This is a genomic window from Sphingomonas sp. BK481 (assembly GCF_014194875.1).
Taxonomy (GTDB): Bacteria; Pseudomonadota; Alphaproteobacteria; order Sphingomonadales; family Sphingomonadaceae; genus Sphingomonas; species Sphingomonas aerolata.
The window spans coordinates 413,626-436,070 of sequence record NZ_JACIAP010000002.1 but is presented as its reverse complement, the minus strand read 5'-3'; the positions used below and the strand labels follow the sequence as shown (position 1 = coordinate 436,070).

15 protein-coding genes are annotated in these 22,445 nt (G+C 63.9%); 11 read left to right on the top strand and 4 right to left on the bottom strand.

Translation table 11 applies throughout. The features are described 5' to 3' along the window. Positions 1-167: 167 nt before the first annotated feature. The 4 genes from FHY04_RS05800 (at position 168) to FHY04_RS05785 (ending at position 6,863) form a co-directional block, all read left to right on the top strand. The gene (locus FHY04_RS05800; RefSeq protein WP_183935758.1) at positions 168-443 is read left to right on the top strand and encodes a PadR family transcriptional regulator; all 276 of its coding nucleotides are present in this window, start codon (positions 168-170) and stop codon (positions 441-443) included. A gap of 20 nt (positions 444-463) precedes the next feature. Then, on the top strand, positions 464-1,084 hold the full coding sequence (locus tag FHY04_RS05795) for a hypothetical protein (protein WP_183935757.1): 621 nt from the start codon (positions 464-466) through the stop codon (positions 1,082-1,084). Between the two features lie 268 nt (positions 1,085-1,352). After that, entirely contained in the window at positions 1,353-3,281 is a 1,929-nt protein-coding gene (locus FHY04_RS05790; protein ID WP_311723829.1) for a methyl-accepting chemotaxis protein, read from the top strand. An 831-nt stretch (positions 3,282-4,112) separates the two neighbouring features. Beyond that, positions 4,113-6,863, top strand: a complete 2,751-nt coding sequence (locus tag FHY04_RS05785) for a TonB-dependent receptor (protein WP_183935755.1) — start codon at positions 4,113-4,115, stop codon at positions 6,861-6,863. Positions 6,864-7,136: 273 nt separating this feature from the next. Here FHY04_RS05785 and FHY04_RS05780 read toward each other — a convergent pair whose 3' ends face one another. Beyond that, the gene (locus FHY04_RS05780; RefSeq protein WP_183935754.1) at positions 7,137-7,463 is read right to left on the bottom strand and encodes a putative quinol monooxygenase; all 327 of its coding nucleotides are present in this window, start codon (positions 7,461-7,463) and stop codon (positions 7,137-7,139) included. A 121-nt stretch (positions 7,464-7,584) separates the two neighbouring features. On the opposite strand from FHY04_RS05780, the gene FHY04_RS05775 reads away from it, so the two are divergent. Further along, on the top strand, positions 7,585-7,953 hold the full coding sequence (locus FHY04_RS05775) for a helix-turn-helix domain-containing protein (RefSeq protein ID WP_183935753.1): 369 nt from the start codon (positions 7,585-7,587) through the stop codon (positions 7,951-7,953). Positions 7,954-8,175: 222 nt separating this feature from the next. Here FHY04_RS05775 and FHY04_RS05770 read toward each other — a convergent pair whose 3' ends face one another. Further along, positions 8,176-8,556, bottom strand: a complete 381-nt coding sequence (locus FHY04_RS05770; protein ID WP_183935752.1) for a hypothetical protein — start codon at positions 8,554-8,556, stop codon at positions 8,176-8,178. A gap of 622 nt (positions 8,557-9,178) precedes the next feature. Here FHY04_RS05770 and FHY04_RS05765 point away from each other — a divergent pair. Beyond that, on the top strand, positions 9,179-9,745 hold the full coding sequence (locus tag FHY04_RS05765; protein WP_183935751.1) for a hypothetical protein: 567 nt from the start codon (positions 9,179-9,181) through the stop codon (positions 9,743-9,745). Positions 9,746-9,924: 179 nt separating this feature from the next. Here FHY04_RS05765 and FHY04_RS05760 read toward each other — a convergent pair whose 3' ends face one another. Beyond that, positions 9,925-10,695, bottom strand: coding sequence for an SGNH/GDSL hydrolase family protein (locus FHY04_RS05760; protein WP_260171356.1), 771 nt, complete (start codon positions 10,693-10,695; stop codon positions 9,925-9,927). Positions 10,696-10,901: 206 nt separating this feature from the next. On the opposite strand from FHY04_RS05760, the gene FHY04_RS05755 reads away from it, so the two are divergent. The 4 genes from FHY04_RS05755 (at position 10,902) to FHY04_RS05740 (ending at position 20,161) form a co-directional block, all read left to right on the top strand. Further along, positions 10,902-13,112: a hypothetical protein gene (locus tag FHY04_RS05755; protein ID WP_183935749.1), complete on the top strand. Its 2,211-nt coding sequence runs from the start codon at positions 10,902-10,904 to the stop codon at positions 13,110-13,112. A gap of 10 nt (positions 13,113-13,122) precedes the next feature. Continuing rightward, the gene (locus tag FHY04_RS05750) at positions 13,123-14,745 is read left to right on the top strand and encodes a DUF5597 domain-containing protein (RefSeq protein WP_183935748.1); all 1,623 of its coding nucleotides are present in this window, start codon (positions 13,123-13,125) and stop codon (positions 14,743-14,745) included. Between the two features lie 52 nt (positions 14,746-14,797). Further along, entirely contained in the window at positions 14,798-17,686 is a 2,889-nt protein-coding gene (locus FHY04_RS05745; protein WP_183935747.1) for a TIM-barrel domain-containing protein, read from the top strand. A gap of 165 nt (positions 17,687-17,851) precedes the next feature. Then, entirely contained in the window at positions 17,852-20,161 is a 2,310-nt protein-coding gene (locus tag FHY04_RS05740) for a glycoside hydrolase family 3 C-terminal domain-containing protein (protein WP_221211682.1), read from the top strand. Here the strand turns inward: FHY04_RS05740 and FHY04_RS05735 are convergent. Beyond that, positions 20,115-21,323 carry an MFS transporter gene (locus FHY04_RS05735; RefSeq protein WP_183935745.1) on the bottom strand — a complete coding sequence of 403 codons (1,209 nt, stop codon included), beginning with the start codon at positions 21,321-21,323 and terminating at the stop codon, positions 20,115-20,117. The two genes, FHY04_RS05740 and FHY04_RS05735, sit on opposite strands and share 47 nt — an antisense overlap. A gap of 224 nt (positions 21,324-21,547) precedes the next feature. On the opposite strand from FHY04_RS05735, the gene FHY04_RS05730 reads away from it, so the two are divergent. Continuing rightward, on the top strand, positions 21,548-22,438 hold the full coding sequence (locus FHY04_RS05730) for a LysR family transcriptional regulator (protein WP_183935856.1): 891 nt from the start codon (positions 21,548-21,550) through the stop codon (positions 22,436-22,438). Positions 22,439-22,445 lie beyond the last annotated feature (7 nt).

Sequence of the window (22,445 nt, the reverse complement as noted above, 5' to 3'; positions counted from 1 at the left end):
TTAGGATTGCGCTCCGCTCTGCGCTACCGCGGAATGTATCGAACAGATTAATTCGGCAGATCCGATGGCAACCGAGGTTCGCCCGTCGCATCAGCCGAGCAAGTTGACTGCTAAGTCTACATATGTTGGATAGGCGCGTGACGCGTGATCGTCGACCCTCGAAACAGATGCTGGCGCTGTTGGCGACAATGTCCGAGCGTCCCGGACACTGGCGGCACTGGTATGAGCTCATGAAGAATATCGGTGTCTCGTCCGGTACGCTCTACCCGTTCCTCATGCGCATGACGGAGCAAGGGTTGTTGGCCGCGGAATGGCGCGAGCCGGTGCAGGCGGGGCGGCCTCCGCGTCATGATTACCGCCTGACGGCCGCCGGCATCTCCCTCGCGCGACGCGTTGCCGAGAGTGGATTTGTATCCGCCGCGGGAATGGTCCGGATATCATAGCAATACTCTCCCGGTGCGTGATGACACTTGCGATCGCCGGTCTGGGCGATCGTAATCGCGACTGGGGACTTGCGATGCAGGGCGAATTCGAGGCCTCGATCGACGACGGCAGGCCGTTATTCTTTGCGTTCGGTTGCCTGCTGGGCGCGTGGCGCATGCGATTGGCGGACCCGGACGGACGCTTTGCCTTGGCGAGTTTCGCGCTCGCGGTCGGCCTGATCCTGCCGCTGGCGTCGGTGCTAGCCGTCGGCGCGATCGTCGGCTTTCCGTATCTCGATTTCGCACAGGACAATGTGGTTGGTATTCTGGCCGTCGACGGTGCGCCGACGACGCTTCTCAACGACGGCAATCGCGCCGCCGCGTCGTCGCTGTCGATGGTGGTATTCCTGCTGGCGGGCACCAGCGTTCTCATCGCGTGGGCAATACTCGATCGTAATTGGGTCCGCGTTGCAGCGGTCGAACAGTTGACGGTGGCGGCGACACTGACGCTGTTGGTGTTCGTCGGGCTGCTCGGCTTCGACGAAACCCGCATGATCTTGCCGATTCTGGCTTTCGTGACCCAGCACGTTGTGGTCCTGATGCTGATGCAATGGCATTGGCGGCTGGACCGGGACACCGCGAGCTCGCATCGTCAAGACTAGCCATACTCGGTTCGTTCGACACTGTTCATCCTGTTAGCCCGCAAAAGGTAGCAAACCCATGCAGTCGCCCGAGAGTATGCGTGAGGATACTCGATGGGCGCCTCGCATAACCTTCGCAGCATGCCTGTTGTCCTGGTCGGCGGCAGGTATATCCCAGTCCGGAATGCCGTCGGACGTACCGGTTAAAGGCGATCCCGACGCATTGCGAGACCAGCCCAACGCGTCCAATTCCCGCCCTGATATCGTGGTGGTCGGCAGGCGACGGCAGGTGGACACGGCCATCCAGCCGCTGGCGACACTCGACGCGGGGGCGATAAGCGCCACCGGGGCGACCTCGATCGACGAGCTGCTGCGGACGATCCGCGGCGTGACGCAATCAGGCGACGGGCAGGAGCCGATCTTCCTGCTCAATGCGCAACGCGTGTCGGGATACCAGGAGATCGGCAACTTGCCGCCGGAAGCGATCGAGAAGGTCGAGGTGTTTCCGGAGCCGGTCGCGCTGCAATACGGCTATCCGCCGACCCGGCGGATCGTGAACTTCATTACCAAGCGCCGGTTTCGCCAGCTATCCTTGAAGCAGGCCGCCGGGACGTCGACACGGGGCGGTGCCGACAATGCGAACGCGCATGTCGATTACACGCGTCTGCGGGGCGACGGCCGTCTCACGCTGTCGCTGGACGCGCGACATACCGATGCGCTGTTGCAGACCCGGCGGCGCGTCCTGCCCGATCCGGACGTGCCGTTCGATGCACGCGGGAATATCAACGGGACGCTGGCGGGTGGCGAGATCGATCCGGTGTTGTCAGGCTTGGCCGGACAATTCGTGACGATCGTCCCGGTGCCGAACGCACCTCTACCGGTTGGCTCGGTTAGCCTCGGCAGTTTCGTGGCGGACGCCAATCGGCCGCGGCTGTTCGACCTGTCACCATTGCGTACACTGGCGCCGTCCAACGAAACGTTCCACGGCGAGGCGGTGATCGCCAACCGGATCGGGCGCAGGCTGTCGGGCTCGTCGACGCTGACAGGGGATCGCAGTCGCGAACGTACCGTGTTCGGCCCGGCAAGCGCGACCTTGTTCATTCCCCGCGGCAATCCGTTTTCGCCGTTCGGCCGGGACGTGCTGCTCCAACGCTACCTCGTCGAGGCACCGCCGCTCAGCCAGCGCACCGATACCACTACCCTGCACGCGGGCAGCGTGGTGCGCGGCGCGTGGCGGGGGTGGCAATGGGACTGGACGGGCACGCTCGACACGCAGCGCAAGGAAGGCATCGTCGCCAAGGCGATCGACACCACAGCGGTCACTGCGGCGATCGCCGCGGGTGCCGACCCGTTTCGACCGCTCGATTCCGCATTGCTGGCCAATCGGCTGGTCGATCGGACGGTTCAGTCCAGTTATGGTGCCGGCACGAAATTCGTCGCGACCAACCGTCCGCTGCGCCTGCCGGCCGGTCGCGTCACGCTGACGGCCACGTTCGAAGGCGAGCAGATCGGCACGGACAGCAGGACGCGCGGTGCCAACCCGTCCGCGATCGCCTTCGATCGCAGCCGGGTCGAGGGGGCGGTCGCGCTTGACCTGCCCATCACGTCGCGGCGCGAGGACGTACTGCCATGGGTCGGCGAACTGTCGGCCAATGTCTCTGCCACCGTCCGCCACGTTGGCGGTTTCGGCGATTTGTCGGATTCAACGCTGGGCGCGAACTGGGCGCCGTTCGCGGGTCTTGCTGCACGAACCAAGCTCCTTGCACTGAACGCTGCCATGGAGGCGGCCCGTGTCGGCGAGGCAGGAAAGGGGTTTGCCGTCGTTGCCGACGCCGTGAAATCTCTGGCCGCGCAGACCGCGGACGCTACGGGCGAGATTGAGGAGCAGATAGCTGGTATGCAACGCGGCACCGGGGCAGCCTATGCCGGCCTGTTGCATATCCGCGCAATGGTCGAGGACATGGCTCGCGGCACCGATGATCTCGCGTCGAGCATTGGCGAACAGGCGCAGAGCGGCCAGGTCATCAGCCGGAACGTGGATGGAACTGCTACAGACCTCGACCTGATCGGGCGCCTGGTGACACATGTATCCGTCGCGACGCAAAGCACGACGGGGATGGCAGCCAAGGTCCGCATGGACTCACGGCTGGTCGAAGATGGGGCATCGTCAATCGATGCCGCCCTGTTGCGCTTCTTCGAGACGTTGCACGCAACTTGAGGCTACGCGCGGTCGATCCGGAGCGTCGCACAGGCGCGGTTCAGCGTAGACCGCTGCCCTCCAACGCGAGGACCGCGGCCCGCATTGCTACGATGCGATCGGCCGCCGTGGGCGAAAGCTCGCCCCAGGAAAATGCCGAACGGTCACGCGCGCCTTCGCGCCACATCCGCGCAGCGACATTGTCCAGGTCCGCTGCGGTCGGGGACCGGCCCGTCGACATGCAATCGACTATTTGATGGGGAACGAGCGAGGTAGCGCTGGACATCGGGAATACCCTCTACTGCAAGAACTTTCCCTAGCTGCGTTTGATGGCACCAGAATGACAGGCGCGGTGTTTTCAAACACCTAGCGGTATGGAAATGCTTTCCGGAGCTTCGGGCCCTGACGCGAAAATCACGTCCAGCCATTGGCCGTGCTGATCCGAATATATGCCACAGCCATCGACGTGACGATCAAGTCATGCCGCATCGTAACATGCACGTCACAAGTTTACCGCATTCAGCCTGGAGCCGGATGCGGAAATTGGGGGCGCGATGTTTTAAATCTTGGCTGGTTGCTGGCGTCCGTCATTTTGACAAGCCGATGTAAGCGATAAAGTCGGGCGACGCGTACGCTTGCCGCTGCAACGCGACGGCATGAAGAATTGTCTGGTCTGCCCGATCAATAGTCGTCGCGTGCACTAGAGCCAACGTATCTCCGCAGGCGGACTGCCGTTCCATTAAATAAAATCTGTCATGATCTCGAACGCACACGTTCGGGGCGCGAAGTCGCACGTCCAGCGATCACCTCGCGGGGTGTCACTGGCATATCAGCACCGGGGGAAGCCGAACAATGATCCGTAGTTTGAAGCATGTCGACCGCATGACGTCCCTGCTCTTCGGAGCCGCGACCGCAGCACTGTCCGTGGCACCGGCCGCTGCCCAAACCGTAGCGGCGCCCGTCAGTCAGGAGGCCGATACGGGCGACGAGATCCTGGTCTCCGGGTATCGCCGCAGCCTCGAAGAAGCGATCGACATGAAGCGCAACACGATCGGCTTTTCGGACTCGATCATCGCCACCGATATCGCCGACTTCCCCGAGCAGAATCTCTCCGAAGCGCTGCAGCGCGTGCCCGGCGTGACGATCGAACGCGAACGCGGCCTCGGCACGCGCGTCAACGTCCGCGGCCTGCCGAGCGAATTCACCTTCGTGTCCATCAACAAGCTGGCGACCGCCTCGGGCTCGGGCGGCCGCGACGTCGAGTTCGACATCTTCGCGTCCGAACTGATCCAGTCGGTCACCGTGCAGAAGTCGCCGGTGGCGGCGGACGAGGAGGGCGGCATCGCCGGCTCCGTGCTGATCCGTACCGCGCGGCCGTTCGACAACCCCGGGCTTCGCGTGGTCGGCAGCGTTGATGGCGCGTATAATTCGATCTCCGAAAAGATCGATCCTAACTTCTCGTTTCTCGCCAGCAAGACCTTTGGCGATTTTGGCTTGCTGGTTTCGGTCGCCAAGCAGCAGCGCACCAATCGCACCGATTCCAACTCGGGTATCAACTTCCGCCCGATCGCGCGCTGGACCGATCGCGCCAACACCGTCTATCGCAACCAGGCGATCGCTGTATTGCAGCGCGACGTTGGCGTGACGTTCACCGAAGCCAACAAAAACAGAATCGTCTTCCTCGATAAGGTCGGCGACCGCGTCTATCAGAACGATCAGGACCGCCTCGGGCTGTCGGGCTCGGTGCAGTACAAGCCGAGTGACGATTTCAGCCTGGCCTTCGACGCCTTTCTCGGATCATACGACACGACCGAGGACGAATATGACGCTGCCGGCTATTCGGCATCGAGCAATTCGACGCTCGAGACGATCCACGAATTTGATGCCAAGACGCTCGCCGATAGCGGCATCGTCGTGCTGCGCGACGTCTCCTACACCAACACGCAGCATGAATTCCTGAGCAAGGAATATATTAACGAGACCGACTATCGGCAGTTCGGCGGGGAGATGAACTGGACGACGGGCAATTGGAAGATCAATGCGCTGGGCGGCTATTCCGGCGCCAGGAAGACGCTCGACTATTCCAATCTGAAGCACGTCGCCTATGCGCCCTCGCGCACGCGCTATACCGAGAATGGCGGCGAAACGATCCCGAGCGGCAATCCGAAGACGATCGACATGTACGATGCGCCGAATTCGTATCTGTTCGAAGCCTATGAGACCACGCGCGAACAGATCAAGGACGACAAATATGCCGCTCAGATCGATCTGAGCTATCAGTTCGAATCGTCGGTGCTCAAGCGCTTCAATTTGGGTGGTCGCTACACCGACAAGACCAACGAGCGTCAATATGGCGAGGAGAAGATCCAGGGTCCGACCCGCGGCAGCACCGCCTATGTCAACACCCGCAAGCTGGGCGATAGCCCGCTCGAGACCGTCACCGACATCGTCGGCGGGAAGAACTACCAGGCACGCGACCTGAGCTGGGCGCAGGTCTCGAACGCCTATGCGCGCGACTTCTTCCGGCCCGACGGGTTCGTCACGCCGTTCAGCGATGCGAACTACTACAGGGTCAAGGAAGAGACGATCGCCGGCTATGCGATGGTCGATTTCGAATTCGACGTGGCCGTGCCGCTGTTCGTTAATCTGGGTGGCCGCTATCTGCGCACCACGATCAATTCGGAAGGGTTTCAGCAGGTCCAGTACCCGAGCGGCTCGATCGGCCTGACCCCCGCGCCGGTGTCCAGCGACGGAAAATATGAGAAATTCCTGCCCTCGTTCAACGCGCATGCCGAGCTGACCGACAGCCTGTTCCTGCGCGCTGCCGCGTCGAAGACGCTGATCCGCCCGGCGTTGACCGATCTGGCGTACAAGCGGATCGCGAGCATCGGCAATTTTCGGTACACCGATGGCAATCCCGGCCTGAAGCCTACGCTTGCCGATCAGTGGGAAGTCGGCCTCGAGCAATATCTCCCGCGCGGCGGTATTCTGGCGGCGTCCTATTTCTGGAAGAAGATCAAGGGTGTGGTTCAGAGCCAGTTGACCGCCGAGGTACCCGGCGTGACGGTCTACAACGCCAACGGCACGGTCAACGGCGTCTATGACTTCGACGTCTACCAGCCCGTCAACGCCAAGGGCGCGTACAAGGTCAGCGGCGTCGAGGTGAACGCGGTGATCCCGTTCGGCATGATTGCGGACTGGGCGGACGGCTTCGGCGTCAACGCCAACGCCACCTTCCTCGACAGTTCGCTGACGGGTCAGTCCGACCTCGGCATCGATACTTCGCCGATCGGCCTTGCCGACAAGACCTACAATGCCACGGTCTTCTACGACAAGGGGCCGGTGTCGCTGCGCGTCTCGTACAACCGCAAGGGTGGTTACGTGGAACGGATCGAGCGCAACATGTATCCGGTTTACCGCGATGCCTATGGCCAGTTCGACGTCGCCGCCAGCTATCAGGTGACGCGCAACGTCCGTGTCGAGCTGCAGGGCATCAACGTCGGCAATGCGAAGACCACCGGCTACACGGTGGATCCGTCCTTTCCGGCGATCTACGAATCCTCGGGCAGCCGCATCAGCCTAGGCGTTCGCGGGCAGTTCTGATCCTCGGCAGGCCTCGCCGTGGGGGCGAGGCCTGCCGCGTAATCTCGTTGCGGAGAATCCCCAAGTCTCGCGTAGCGCCCTTGCCGCTCTCGCTCGACGCCAGCAACAGGACGGCACTCGCGACAAGTTCAAGCCGCCCCAGGCGCCCGAGTGGAACGCCTGTGATCAGCTCTTCGTCAGCTCCCGGCGTTGCGTCAAAATAGTACCGAATAAGACGTGTTTCAGTGCCTCCCGGACGAGACGACGTTCACGCGGATGCCGCGTTCTTTCCGGTCAGGGCGGCATTTCAAGCGCCGCTCTCCCCGAAATCGAATAGGCGTCCGCCTGACGGTCGATGATGCCGAGTTTCCCGGCTTCTTCGAATACCGCTTGAAAGTCGGGCGTGGAGAGGTGCGCGTTCAACGCCGCCTGATCTCGCCAGGCTTCAATCAGGCGGAACGTGCCGGCGGCACCTACTTCCTCCGTAACGTCGAGAAATACACAGCCGTCCCGTAGCTTGGCTGCGCTCGCCATGCGCGAAGCGATACCCCGGAACGCCTCCACATCGCTGAGCTGAATGCGATATGTTGCATAGATCAGGATGGTCGGGGTGTCAGTCATGTCCAAGCTCCATCGAGGCGACGGAAAAGATGATCGATCACGTCGCGCACGTTTCCGGGATATGGACTGGCACTGGTACTGCGGGTAGAACCTACCTAAAGGTAAGTGTCAAAGAGGCTTGATGAACGTTCCCCGATCTGACCCTGCAAGTGACTGTGGCCTCGATGTCGCGCTGGCCATCATGGGCGGCAAATGGAAGCCGCTGATCCTGTATCATCTCCGCTCGGGTCCGAGGCGGTTCGGCGATCTCAAGCGGGCGGTTGCCGGCATCAGCGAAAAGGTGCTGATCCAGCAATTGCGTGAACTCGCTTCGGCAGGCGTAGTGGTTCGTCACGATTATGGCGAAGTGCCGCCCAAGGTCGATTACACCGTCACGCCATTCGGCATGACGCTGATCGAGGCTCTGCTGCCCTTGTGCGAGTGGGGCGTAAGGAACCGCACCCGCGCTTCGGCCGACAATACCTTTAAGGGCAAGCTGGAGAACCGCTAGATTGCGCCTCGTTGATCTGGCCTTTGCGAGGTTCCATCCTTTTTGAGAAAAGCGGCAGCGCCGCGATGTCGGCTATTGGCGCCCGCCGTCCCGAAAACCGCCGTTCCACTTTCCTACCTCGGCGAACATCAGACTAACGTGCAGAAAGGCGACGCTACTGATGGCCTGAAACGTTTGCGGTCAGGCGCCCGGCGACGATCCTGGTAGCTGTCGTTTGAAATGCTATTCTCCTGGCGCGTACAAGAGGCCCTCGTGCCAAATCGCAGCTAAGGTTGCTGTGTGCAGCAGCGCGATGGCGAGGTTGCTCTTTACCACCGGATTGCGCCAACCGACCGCCGGTATGGTCATCAGCTTGTAGGCGATCTGCATCGGAAACAAGACGCCGGCGATGGCGATCGACAACGTCGTATTGCCCGAAGCCTGACCGATCAGCGCGACGGCGCTGGCCATTGCGATGGTCGCGTAAAGGCATGCAAGGATACGCCGTGCAGCACTGTCGACGCCGTAGCACGCCGTCATTGCGGGCACGTCGCGCGCGATCAACGCTGGAATGACCGTCACAACGATAACATTTACGAGATGAGATAGGATCAGCAAGACCATGCCTTCATCCGATCAGAAGCTGGCGCATGGTGAATATATGCATCCGATGCGTACCGGTCCAGCGAGGGCGCGGCTTATGGACCCGACAACAGACACGCCTGATCGGAATTGATCAACGAGGCGCTAAATCCGATCTATAAAATATCCTTGCGAGTTATCTAAGCTGCGAGTTCGATAAGTATCCATGGGCTGATGTTTTTCAATCAACGATATCCCGGTTTAGCGTCCTTAGTCCGTAAGGTAGTCAGAAAAGTAGAAGGCCTAAAAAGTGACCAATTTTTGCTTTTGCCGCCGTCAGACGGGCTCATTTAAACCGGACATTGCCGACGCAAGAAACGCGAGATAGATTCTAGCCATGTGGACATTGTTCCCTTGAAATATTGCGGCTCTGGGCATCTAGGCTTTCCACTACGGGCCTTCCGGGTGCGCTTCGAATTACCGGACCAGTCGGGAAGCTCTCCCGCCGTATGAGGCGGAACGGGGGCGGCTGGGGGGCAACTGACTCAAAGGATATAGATTGTTGGTGCGAACTTCCTAACTTAAGTCTACGAAAGCTACCATCAACGGCGTCCCGTTGGCTGAGAGACGCTGGAGTGCTCCCGCTTATCTGGGGGAGTGACCAATGTTCCGTTTCGATCTGGAGCCTGCGATACCGCTTCTGACGGTCATCCAGAAAGGCGTTTGGACAGCCGCGACGGTGGCGACGTTTGAGCCGGCTTTTCGGCAAGAGCTTAAACGGCTTCTGGTCTCGGGGCGGCCGACATCGCTGATTATCGAAATCAGAGCCCCGGTGCCCAGGGATCTTCTTGTCACCGAGGCGCTGCGCGCAATGGTTGCGCGACTTGGACTTCTCAACGCGGACAGAACCGCCGTGGTGTCGTCGTTGGGATTTGCAGATCTGCAAGCCGGGCGCATTTCAGACCCAAATACACGGATCTTTACGTCGATCGTTCAGGCAAGGGACTGGGTGACGAACAACCCCGCGGAAAGCCTAGGTATGACGTGCGGCAACGAGCCGAGCGATGCTAGCCCAGAAGGGTCCGTCGTCCATGTACGCGGTCCTGCAGACGTGGACTTTGTGCTTACCCCGGCCGCCGCGCTCGAAACGGCTAGGCGTATTAGCGATGCAGCGGTGGAAGTGCTGCTCGAAACCGCGAGCGCGACGGCTCAGCGCGTCATTCCGATGTAAGCAGTTCCAAAGCCCGGACGCCTGATTTGGTGCCAGCACTGTAGTGGCGCTGAGTATGGAAAATCTTTGCATCCCATCATTGCTTGATCATGACGCGCGCACTTGGCGCCACCGGTCTAAGGTTCGCCACTGGGAACCTTAGACCGGGTCGTGTTCGCTGGGACCGGAAATTCGGAATGTCACCTGCCGAGCGCTTGGGCGATCGCCGCGGTCGCGAGGGGGCGCATGGCGGCATAGCCCTGCGGGGTCGGGTGGACGCCGTCGGTTGCGTAGCCGGGCTTCATCGCCCCCGCCCGCGTCGAAAGTGCGGCGTGATAATCGACATAGGTGAAGCCATTGGCTTTGGCATAGCCGCGCAGCCAGTCGTTGAGCGCGGCGATCTGCGGGACCGGGCGTTTGTCGGGGCTCCAGGGAAAGGCGGCGGCTGGGGGAACCGAGGCGAGGATCACCTTGATCCCGTGCGCGCGCGCGAGTTCGGCCATGCTCCGGATATTGCCTTCGACCGTCTCGATCGTCGCTGCGCCCGTGTTGCCGGCGATGTCGTTGGTCCCGGCCATGATGTGGACTGCCCGCGGTTTGAGCGCGATGACATCGCTGCGGAACCGGACGAGCATCTGCGGGGTCGTCTGCCCGCTGATCCCGCGATCGACCACGCCGTTCGAGAACAGTGCGGCGTCGGCATGGATCCAGTTGTCGGTGATCGAATCGCCCATGAACACGACGCGGACCGTCTTGCCGGCGAGTGCGCGATTATCCGCCGCGTAACGGCACAACTGTCCAAAATCGCGGGTCAACATATGCCGTTTCCACGTTGCCCAGCCGGCTGCATCGGCCGGTGCCGGATGTTGCGGGCAGGGGTCGGCGACGATACCCACCGGATCGCTGGCATAGGGCGTGTCTGCGTCACTCGTCTGCGCGGCGACGGTGATTGGCAACACAACAAGTATCATTGGCAAAAGCCAGTGTTTCATCGCCATGCAGTGGATCCTTTCCAGTGTCCTGCGGCGCCCTCGACAGGCGCGATTATATAATTACCGCAATTTATCATACAAACCTTGTTACCGCTATCGGATCAGGCAATACAGCGGCGCTACGCGACCGGAGCTTATCGGTTGCGAGGCGAGAGGGGACGGGACTGGTGGGGAAGAGGGTGGTCTTGACGAGCGCGATCGCGTTGCTCGCCCTGTCGGCGCCTTCCCGGCCCGCCGCGTCGCACGCCGAGGTTTCTCCGGCTCGTGCGCCCTATGCCTGGCGCAACGTCCGGGTCGGTGGCGGCGGCTTCGCGCCCGGCATCATCTTCAGCACCGTCGAGCGTGGGCTCGCCTATCTGCGTACCGACATGGGCGGAGCCTATCGCTGGGACGCGGCCGCGCGTGCCTGGCTGCCGTTGCAGGACGGCAATGCCGTCAGCAGCTATATGGGGATCGAAAGCATTGCCGCGGATCCGGTCGATGCGGATACCGTCTATCTCGCGGCGGGCATGTCGGCGCGGGGCGAAGCGGCGATTTGGCGATCGGACGACCGTGGCGCGCGGTGGCAGATCACGCCGGTACCGTTCGCGATGGGCGGCAACGAGGACGGGCGCGGCCTTGGTGAACGGCTTGCGATCGACCCGCATCGCCCGGCGACGCTAATGTTCGCGTCACGCCATGACGGCCTGTGGCGAAGCGGCGATTCGACTGCGCATTGGCGAAAGGTCGACAGCTTTCCGGTCGCGGGGCTCGGCAAGCCGGTGCAGCCCCGCGCAACGCATGGCGGGCTGAGTTTCGTCCTGTTCGATCGCGCGCATCGCGGGCGGATCTTCGTTGGCCAGGCGGACCCCGGCGCGCATCTGTTCCGGTCCGATGACGGTGGCGCGTCGTGGCGCCAGGTATCCGGCGGGCCCGATGAAAGCATGCATGCCGTGAAGGCCGTACTCGGTACGGACGGTGTCGTGACAATGACCTGTTCGAACGGAATCGGGCCAAATGGAATCACTCGGGGCGGCGTCTGGCGGTACGATCCAACGACCAATGTCTGGACCGACGTGACCCCCGACAGGCGCCCGGATGCACCGCCGGGGGGCTATATGGGCGTGGCGGTATCGGCGCAGGATCCGCGCGTCATCGCCGTCAGTACTGTCAATCGCTATCGCCCCGTCGACACCGTGTGGCGATCGAGCGACGCTGGCGCACATTGGGACCAGCTCTACCAGCGCAGCACCCGCGACGTCACGCAGACCCCGTTCCTTGCGTTCGACGGCCCGGCGGATTTCGGGCACTGGATCGCCGGGCTTGCGATCGATCCGTTCGACCCGGGCCACACCGCCTATGTGACCGGCGCGACGCTGTACGAGACACGCGCTTTCGACCGACCCGGTGCCGTGCCGTGGAAGCCCTGGACACGGGGTATCGAGCAGACCGCGATCATCACGCTGATCAGCCCGACGGGGGGCGCACCGTTGATCTCGGGGTTCGGCGATATTGCGGGGTTCCGTCACGACGATCTGACGGTTTCACCGCCCAACAGCCACCGTAATCCCTATCTGACCAACACGAACACGCTCGATTATGCGGGACTGGCGCCGGCGGTGGTCGTCCGCAGTGGCAGCAGTCATAGTCGCGAGGTCGCGGGCGCGAGCCTGGCCTGGTCGCAGGATGGGGCCCGGAGCTGGCAACCGCTCGTCACGCCGGGCAGGGGCGCGTCCGAACGGACCGGCGATGCGCCGATCATCGTGTCGGCAGACGGTGCGGCGTTTATCGTCGAGACGGAACAGCCAGTCCTGACCCGCGATCGCGGGCAGACCTGGGTCCGGATCCAGGGTCTGCCGGTGGGGCTGCGGCCGGTCGCCGACAAGGTCGACCCATTCCGTTTCTACGTCGTCGACACGCTGAACAACCGTGTCCTGCGCAGCACGGACGGCGGCGCGCATTTCATTCCCGTCGCTGCACAGGGCCTCCCCGCCGACCTTTCGATGGCGCAGGGCCGCAACCGGGAGGCGCAGAGCCCGCTGCTCGCGACGCCGGGCACGGCGGGCCTGCTGTGGCTCAACCTCGGCGGGGGCCTGTACCGCTCGATCGATGGCGGTGAGCGATGGGCGCGGGTCGGGGCAGGGTTGCACGTCGCGCAATTCGGTCTGGGCAAGGCGGCGCCCGGCGCCCGCTGGCCGGCACTCTATGCGATCGGCCAGCAGGCCGGACAGGACGCGGTGTGGCGATCGATCGACGGTGCGACGACGTGGCAGCGGATCAACGACGACCGGCATCAATGGGGACTGCGCTTCCGCGTGATCAGCGGCGATCCGCGGATCTTTGGCCGCGTCTATATCGGCACCGACGGCCGCGGCGTCGTCTATGGCGATCCGGTCGCCCGGAACACGAAGGGCTGAGGGGATGAAGATGAAACGACAGGCTCTGCTGCTTGCGTGGACGATGTCCGCGCTGGTGACCGCCGCACATGCGCAACAGGCGACGCCGGTGCCGCACGTCGAGACGAAGGACGGACGTCATGCGCTGATCGTCGACGGCGCGCCCTTTCTGATGCTCGGTGCGCAGGTCAACAATTCGAGCAACTACGCCTCCGCGCTGCCGAAGGTCTGGCCGATGCTCGAGCGGATCCATGCGAACACCGTCGAGATTCCCGTTGCCTGGCAACAGATCGAACCGATCGAGGGGCAGTTCGATTTCTCGTTCGTCCAGACGCTGCTCGATGAGGCACGCACGCATGACAAGCGTGTCGTCCTGCTCTGGTTCGGAACGTGGAAGAATACCGCGCCGGGCTACACACCCGACTGGGTCAAGCTCGACAATCGCCGCTTTCCCCGGATGAAGGACAAGGCGGGGCAGGATCATTCCGTCCATACGCCGCTCGCCCGGTCGACGCTCGAGGCCGACAAGCGCGCCTTTGTACGCCTGATCGGCTATCTCAAGGAGCATGATCCGCAGAACACGGTCATCCTCGTCCAGCCCGAAAACGAGGTTGGCAGCTACCGCGTCCCGCGCGACTATAGCCCGGCGGCGAACGCGCTGTTCGCGAAGCCCGTGCCCGCGGCGCTGACGCGCAAGCTCGGCAAGCCTGCCGGAAGCTGGACCGCATTGTTTGGCGCGCAGGCCGACCGTGCGTTCAACACCTGGCACACGGCACGATATGTCGACGAGATCGCTGCGGCGGGCAAGACGGTCAAGCCGATCCCGATGTACGTCAACGCATCGCTGGCCGGACCATCCAACGTGCCCGATCCGACCGGTGTCGCCAGTGGCGGGCCGCAGCAGGACGTGCTCGATATCTGGAAGGCGGCAGCGCCGTCGATCGATTTCGCCGCGCCCGACATCTATGACCGTGCGAGCGAGAACGTCGCGCAGTATCTCGATAAATATGCGCGGCCCGACAATGCGCTGATGGTCCCGGAAATCGGCAATGCCCGCGAATTCGCGCGCTATTTCTACGGTGCGCTGGGTCGTGGCGCGATCGGCTACGCGCCGTTCGGGATGGATGATACCGGCTACGTCAACTATCCGCTCGGCGCGCGGTCTCTCGACGAGGCGACGCTCGATGCGATCGCCAAGCCCTATGCCCTGTTTGCCGGCATGGCGCGCGAGTGGGCGAAGATCGCGTTCGAGCGTCCGACCTGGGGCGTCTTCAAACCCGACGACAATACGCCCCGGTCGACCGTGATGGGCGAATGGACGATCGCTGCGACCTGGGGCGAATGGCAGTTCGGTCAGAAGGACTGGACCTGGATCAAGACCGAGCCCGCGCCATGGGGCAACGAGCCCGTTGGCGGCGCGGCGATCGCGCACTTGTCCGCCAATGTCTTCCTGGTCGCGGGCGACCATGTCCGGCTCAACTTCGGCGCGCGATCGGGGGGGGCTGCAAACGGGCTCGTCCTGCGCGTCGACGAGGGGCATTTTCGGGACGGTGTCTGGGTGCGCGACCGGATCTGGAACGGCGATCAGACCGACTACGGGATCAACCTGATCGAGCCCGTGCTGCTTCGGGTCACGATGGGCGCATATCGCTGAAACATTACCGATCGACGCGCCGCGGGCTGCGTCGGCACTGCTGGAGAGTAAGATGACCAAGCCATTCCTGACCCTGTTGCTGGCGAGCAGCGCGATCGCCTCCGCGCACGCCGCTGCGCCCGGCGGGTACGAGAAGATCGACGGCGGCATTGCCGTGACCCCCGCAGGCGGCGCGACCGCGCGCGTAGAGGTCACGGTTCACGGCGACGGGATCATCCACGTCGTCGCCGCCCCGGCGACTTCGCTCGGCGCGACCCGCGCGGCGAGCCTGATGGTGCCGAGCCCGCCCAAGGCGGGCGCGTACACGGTGACGGAGCGGGCAGGGCATGTCCTCATCAAGACGGCGCGGGATACGGCGGACGTCGACCTCGCGACCGGGCATGTCCGGTTCCTCGACGCCACCGGCAAGACGGTGCTCGACGAGGCCAATACGCGCCGCTTCCTGCCGAAGACGGTCGACGGGCGGCAATATGTCACGGCGTCACAACAGTTCAACCGCGGTACCGACGAGGCCTTTTACGGGCTCGGCCAGCATCAGAACGCGCAGATGGATTACAACGGCGAGGACGTCGAACTCGCGCAACACAACATGGACATCGCCGTGCCCTTCCTGGTTTCGACCGGCAAGTACGGCATCCTGTGGGACAATGACGGGATCACCCGGTTCGGCAATCCCAAGCCGTATGACCTGGTCGGCGCGGGAACCGACACGGGCCTGCGCGTGACGAGCAACGGCAAGCCGGGCTTCACCGCCAACTATTATCTCGACGGCAAGCTGGCGGTCACGCGCCAGGAAGCCACGATCAACTATCAGTATATCAAAGACCAGGCGAACTGGCCCGAGGCGGCCAAGGCGCGCACGGTGGCGGCGACCGGCGGCCAGAATACGGCCGGCAATGCGGCCCAGACGCAGCGGGTCGTATGGACCGGCCGCGTCACGCCCGACCAGACGGGCGGTCATAAATTCCAGCTCTATGGATCGAGCTATTTCAAGGTGTTCGTCGACGGGCGCGAGGTGCTCAACCGCTGGCGTCAGAACTGGAATCCCTGGTACGCCAATTTCGACCTGCCGATGACCAAAGGCAAGGCGGCGGAGATCCGCATCGAATGGGATCCGAACGCCGGATATATCGCGCTGCTCCACAATGATCCGCTGCCCCAGGCCGATCGCCACTCGGCCTGGTTTACAAGCGACGTCGCGCGGTCGGTCAATTACTGGTACGTGCCCGGCAGCGACATGGACGACGTGATTGCGGGCTATCGCAAGCTGACCGGCAAGGCCGTCATGATGCCCAAATGGGCCTATGGCTTCTGGCAGTCGCGCCAGCGCTACAACACGCAGGATGAGGTCGTCGACGTGGTGCGCAAGTATCGCGACCTCCGCATCCCGCTCGACAACATCGTCCAGGACTGGTTCTACTGGCCCGAAAACGCCTGGGGCAGCCATCAGTTCGACAAGACGCGCTTTCCAGAGCCGCAGAAGATGGTCGACCAGCTCCACGATCTGAACGCGAACTTCATGATCTCCGTCTGGCCGAAATTCTACCCGACCACCGACAATTACAAGGAGCTGGCGGCCAAGGGTTTCACCTATGACGGCAATCTGAAGATGGCGAACAAGGACTGGGTCGGGCCCGGCTACGCCAATACCGACTATGATCCCTATGCGCCCGAGGCGCGGACGATCTTCTGGCGGCAGATGCGCGACAGCCTGGCAAAGTTCGGCATCGACGCCTGGTGGCTCGATGCGTCGGAGCCGGACATCCATTCGAACCTGTCGATCCCTGAGCGGATCGCGGCGATGGGCCCGACCGCGCGCGGGCCGGCGGAGGAATACTTCAACAGCTTCCCGCTGGTCCATGCCGGCGCGGTCTATGACGGCTGGCGCCAGTACAAGCCCGATGTCCGGCCGTTCATCTTGACCCGTTCGGGCTTTGGCGGACTGCAGCGCGAGGGGGCCGCGATCTGGTCGGGTGATGTCGCCAGCCGCTGGTATGACCTGCGCGCGCAGGTCTCCGCGGGCGTCAACGCGTCGATGTCCGGCATCCCGAACTGGACCCACGACATCGGCGGCTTCGCGCTCGAGGATCGCTATGCGAGCAAGACGCCCAAGCCTGCCGATCTCGACGAATGGCGCGAGCTCAACCTGCGCTGGTTCCAGTTCGGCGCGTTCAGCCCGTTGTTCCGCAGCCATGGTGAGAGCCCGTACCGCGAGATTTACGAGATCGCGCCCGAGGGCACGCCGATGCGCGCCTCGATGCTCTGGTATGATCAGCTTCGCTATCGTCTGATGCCGTATATCTACACGCTCGCTGCGGAGACGTGGTTCAAGGACGGCAGCATCATGCGGGGCATGGTGATGGATTATCCCGACGACGTGAAGGCGCGCCGGATCAACGACCAGTATATGTTCGGCCATGCGTTCCTGGTCGCGCCGGTCACCGACTACAAGGCACGCTCGCGGTCGGTGTATCTGCCGGGTGCAGCAACGCTCTGGTATGATTTCCAGTCCGGCCAGACGTATCGCGGCGGCCAGACGATCACAGCGCCCGCGCTCTATACGCGCATGCCGCTGTTCGTGAAGGCGGGGGCGATCGTGCCGATGGGGCCTGTCCGCCAGCATGTCGATGACCTGCCCGACGCACCCGTGACGGTGACCGTCTATACCGGCGCCAGCGGACAGTTCAGCCTGTACGAGGATGACGGTCGCAGCGAGCAATATCGCGGCGGTGCGTTTGCGCGCATTCCGATGCGGTATGACGATGCAGCGGGCACGCTGTCGCTCGGTGCGCGCGAGGGCAAGGGCTTCAAGGGCATGGCGACATCCCGCACGATCAACGTGCGCTGGTTCACGCCCGGCAAGCCGGTGACCGACGCCGATACCGCCGATGCGACGGTGACCTATGCGGGCAAGGCGATCACGGTGCAGCGCCCGCGTTGATGGCCGCGCGAGGGGGCACGGACGCGAAATCCCTTCGGGCCTGAACAGTCGCGGCGGACATCTGGACGCCGCAACGAATGCCGGGCTAGATCGGGCGAAACGAGACCAGGCGGGACGGCATGCGCCGGCCGTCCAGAGACGGCATGTAGAGAGAGAAATGTGATGATGACGCGCGGTACCCGATCGCTCCTGAACGTCTTGCTGCGCAGCGCGGTGCTGGTCGGTGTAATCGGGGTTTCGCCCGCGCTGGCGCAAACGACGAACAACGCGCCCGCGGCGGCGGCGGCGAAGACCGATGCGCCGGTCGCGCGGCCGTGGATGGATACGAGTCTCGATCCGTCCGTCCGCGCCGATCTCATCCTCAAGGAGATGACGCTCGACGAGAAGCTGCAGCTGACCTTCGGCTATTTTTCGACCGATGCCGCCTGGCTCAAGACGCCGACCAAGAACTGGGAATTTCCGAAGGACGGCTTGCCGGGATCCGCGGGGATCGTTCCGGGCATCGCGCGGCTGGGTATCCCGAGCCAGTGGCAGACCGATGCGGGGGTCGGTGTCGCCAGCCAGCGCAGCGCAACCCCGCGGCTGCGCACGTCGTTGCCATCGGGAATATTGACCGCGGCGACGTGGAACCCGGCGCTCGCCGAAGCCGGTGGCGCGATGATCGGCAACGAGGCGTTCCTGTCGGGCTTCAACGTGCAACTGGCGGGCGGCATGAACCTGCTGCGCGAACCCCGTAACGGCCGCAATTTCGAATATGGCGGCGAGGACCCGCTGCTCGCGGGCGTCATGACGGGGCATGCGATCAAGGGAATCCAGTCCGAGCATGTCGTCTCGACGATGAAGCATTACGCGTTCAACGGGCAGGAAACCAACCGCTTCACGATCGATCACCGCATCGGTGAGCAAGCGGCGCGCCAGTCGGATCTGCTGGCGTTCCAAATCGCCAACGAGATCGGTCAGCCGGGTTCGGTGATGTGCTCGTACAATCGCGTCAACGGTCATTATGCGTGCGAGAACGACTGGCTGCTGAACACGGTCCTGAAGAAGGACTGGGGGTTCAAGGGCTATGTGATGTCGGACTGGGGAGCTGCCCATTCGACGACGGAAGCCGCCAATGCCGGGCTCGACCAGCAATCGGGCTGGGCGTTCGATCGGTCGCCATATTTCTCCGAAGCGCTGCGCGAAGCGGTCAATAACGGCCATGTCAGCACGACGCGCGCGGACGACATGGCCCGACGCGTGCTGTGGGGGATGTTCTCGGTGGGCGCATTCGACGCGCCGGTCCGCGGCGATCGTGCGGCGACGATCGACTATACCGCGCACGCGGCGGTCACGCGCAGCGATGCCGAGGAGGGCATCGTCCTGCTGAAGAACGACGCCAATCTGCTGCCCCTGGCGAAAACGGCGAAGTCGATCCTGCTCATCGGTGCGCATGCCGATGTCGGCGTGTTGTCTGGCGGCGGATCGTCGCAGGTCTATTCTCACAACGCGCCGACCAGCGGCCTGATCGTGCCGGACGAGTTCAACAAGGGCTTTCCCGGCCCCAAGACCTATCACGCATCGTCGCCCATGACTGCGCTGCAGGCCAGAACCGGTGCTCGCGTCACCTATCTCGGCGGCAAGGATCCGCGCGCGGCTGCGGCTGCGGCGCGCAAGGCCGATATCGTGATCGTCTTTGGCGAACAGTGGACGGGCGAGTCGATCGACGTCCCCGACCTGGCGTTGCACGATGCGCAGAATGCGCTGATCGACGCGGTCGCCCGCGCCAACCGCAAGACCGTCGTGGTGCTCGAGACGGGCGGGCCGGTCGTGATGCCGTGGCTGTCGAAGGTCGGCGCGGTGATCGAGGCCTGGTATCCGGGCACGGCGGGCGGCGAAGCGATTGCCCGTATCCTGACCGGCGAGGTCAATCCGTCGGGTCGGCTTCCCGCGACCTTCCCCGCGTCGCTGTCGCAGCTGCCCCGCCCGGTGCTGGAAGGCGACCCTAAGCTCGACCGTGACGCGCATCCGATGGGCAATTACGACATCGAAGGCGCCGCCATCGGCTATAAGTGGTTCGACAAGACCGGCCGCAAGCCGTTGTTCCCGTTCGGCTACGGCCTGTCCTATACCCGGTTCGCGCTCGACGGTCTGAAGGCCGAAGCAAAGGGGAAGGGCATCGCCGCGACGTTCGCAGTCCGCAATACCGGGTCTGTCGCAGGCAAGACCGTCGCCCAGGTCTATGTTGCGGCGCCAGGCTGGGAAGCGCCCAAACGGCTCGGCGCGTTCAAGAAGGTCGATCTGGCACCGGGGGCGAGCCAGTCGGTAGCGACGATGATCGACCCGCGCCTGCTCGCGACCTTCGACACGGCGACCGCGACGTGGAAGATCGCGGAGGGCGACTATCAGGTCATGCTGGCCGACTCGGCGGCGAGCATCGCGCAGACGGTCACCGTGCATCTGCCGGCGCAGACGCTCGACAGCCGGGGGAAATAGCCGACGGCGCGGGGGCTGTCGCGCGGCGGCGGACGCCGATCAGGACCGCGATCAGTCCCAGCGCCGACGCCCCGGCACCCGCAAGCGCGACGACCGGATAGCCGAGGCCTGCCGCAATGACGCCGCCGCCAACCGCCGCGCCGATCGCGTTGCCCAGGTTGAACGCACCGATGTTCATCGCCGAGGCGAGGTTCGGCGCGTCGGCGGCGGCGTGCATGACACGGACCTGAAGCGGGGGGACGAGCGCGAAGCTGGCGACACCCCACAGGAAGATGAGGATCGCGGTCGGCACCTTGAACGGCATCAGCACGGCGAAGCCGACCAGGATCGCGGTCAGCAGCGCAAGCGTCACGATCAGTGTCCGGTCGACCGAGCGATCGGCGAACCGCCCGCCGAGCCAGTTGCCGACCGTCAGGCCGACGCCATAGGTCACCAGCATCGCGGTAACATAGCCGAGCGACGCCTGCGTCACCTCGCGCAGGATCGGCGTGATATAGGTGAAGACGGTGAACATCGCGCTGGCGCCAACGACCGTCAGGCCGAGCGCACCCAGCACCGGCCCGCGCGTGAGGACGCTCAGTTCAGCCCTCGGGTCCGTACCGATCGGCGCGGGCAACGCGGGAAGCGTCAACCGCAGCGCCGCCATCGTCGCGAGGCCGAGCGCCGAGATGCCCCAGAACGATGCGCGCCAGCCTAGGTGATCGCCCGCCCATGTCGCGAGCGGGACGCCGACGACGTTGGCGATGGTCAGCCCCATGAACATCGCTGCGACCGCACCGGCCCGGCGTTCGGGCGGCACAAGGCTGGAGGCGACGATCGCCCCGACCCCGAAGAACGCGCCGTGGTTGAACGACGTCAGGATCCGCGCGGCCATCAGCATGCCGTACCCCGTCGACATTGCGGCGAGCAGGTTGCCGATCGTGAAGATGCCCGCCAGCATGATCAGCAGCGTGCGGCGCGGCACGCGCCCGGTCGTCAGCGTCATCAGCGGCGCGCCGATGACCACGCCGAGCGCATAGGCACTGATGAGCAGGCCCGCTGTCGGGATCGAGACGCCGAGATCGCCGGCGATGACGGGGAGCAGGCCCATGGGGGCGAATTCGGTCACGCCGATACCGAACGCGCCGACGGACAAGGCCAGAAGCCCGGGGTTCAATTTCATCGCTGTATTCCTGATGACGTGGGCGGTTCGGACCGTCGACGGACTTAGCCGGGCGTAACCCTCTCGCTGACGATTGGGCGGCAGGCATGGCTGGATCTGCAGCCCCGATGATCCCGATCGCGACTTAACTCGGCTTCGATTTCGAGGCATAAATAGGGCAACGCGCGGGGCGTTATTAGGGGGCGATGTGACGAAGGACCTTTGACTTGAACGCAAAGACGGGAATGGGGGCTGATCGGGCCCGCGCGCTCGAGATCTTCGCCGTGGTTATGCGCGAGGGAAGCTTCTCGGGGGCGGGACGCGTGCTCGGACTGACGCCGTCTGCGGTGGCGCGGGCGATCGACCGGATCGAGGCTCGGCTCGGCATCCGGCTGCTCCTGCGGTCGACCCGTGCGCTGACCCCGACGGCCGAGGGGCAGGCCTATCTTCAGACGGCGCGCCGGATCCTCGCCGACCTCGACGATGCAGAGCAGCAGATCGCCGATCAGGGCGCGCCCCGGGGACGGCTGCGGATCAGTGCCGCGCTGTCGCATGGGCGGTTGTGCGTCGTCCCACTGCTCGGCGCATTTGCCGAGGCCTATCCACATATCCTCGTCGATATCGCGTTGACCGACACGATCGTCGACGTCGCGGCGGGGCAGGCGGACGTCGCGATCCGCTTCGGTCCGCTGGTCGACAGCCTGTTGACCGCCCGGAAGCTCGGCGAGAGCCGGCGGGTGATCGTCGCGGCACCCGACTATCTGGCGCGGCGTGGTACCCCGACCCGGCCCGAGGAGCTGCACCGGCACAACTGCCTGAATTTCAACTTTCGTCGGGTCGAACCCGTCTGGCCGTTCCGTGTCGATGGGGTAGACATGGCGCTCGTCGTGACCGGCAATATCGAAGCCAATAACGGCGAAACATTGGGGCAGCTGGCCGCCGCGGGCGTCGGGATCGCGCGCGTCGGTGCGTTCAGCGTCGTCGACGATATCGCCGCGGGCCGTCTCGTCCCGCTCTTCGAGGCGTATAATCCGGGCGACGTCGAACACATCCACGCGCTCTTCGTCGGCGGTAGCAACACGCCGGCGCGTGTCCGGGTGTTCGTCGACTTTCTCGCGGAACGCCTCCGGGGCTGATCGCCGC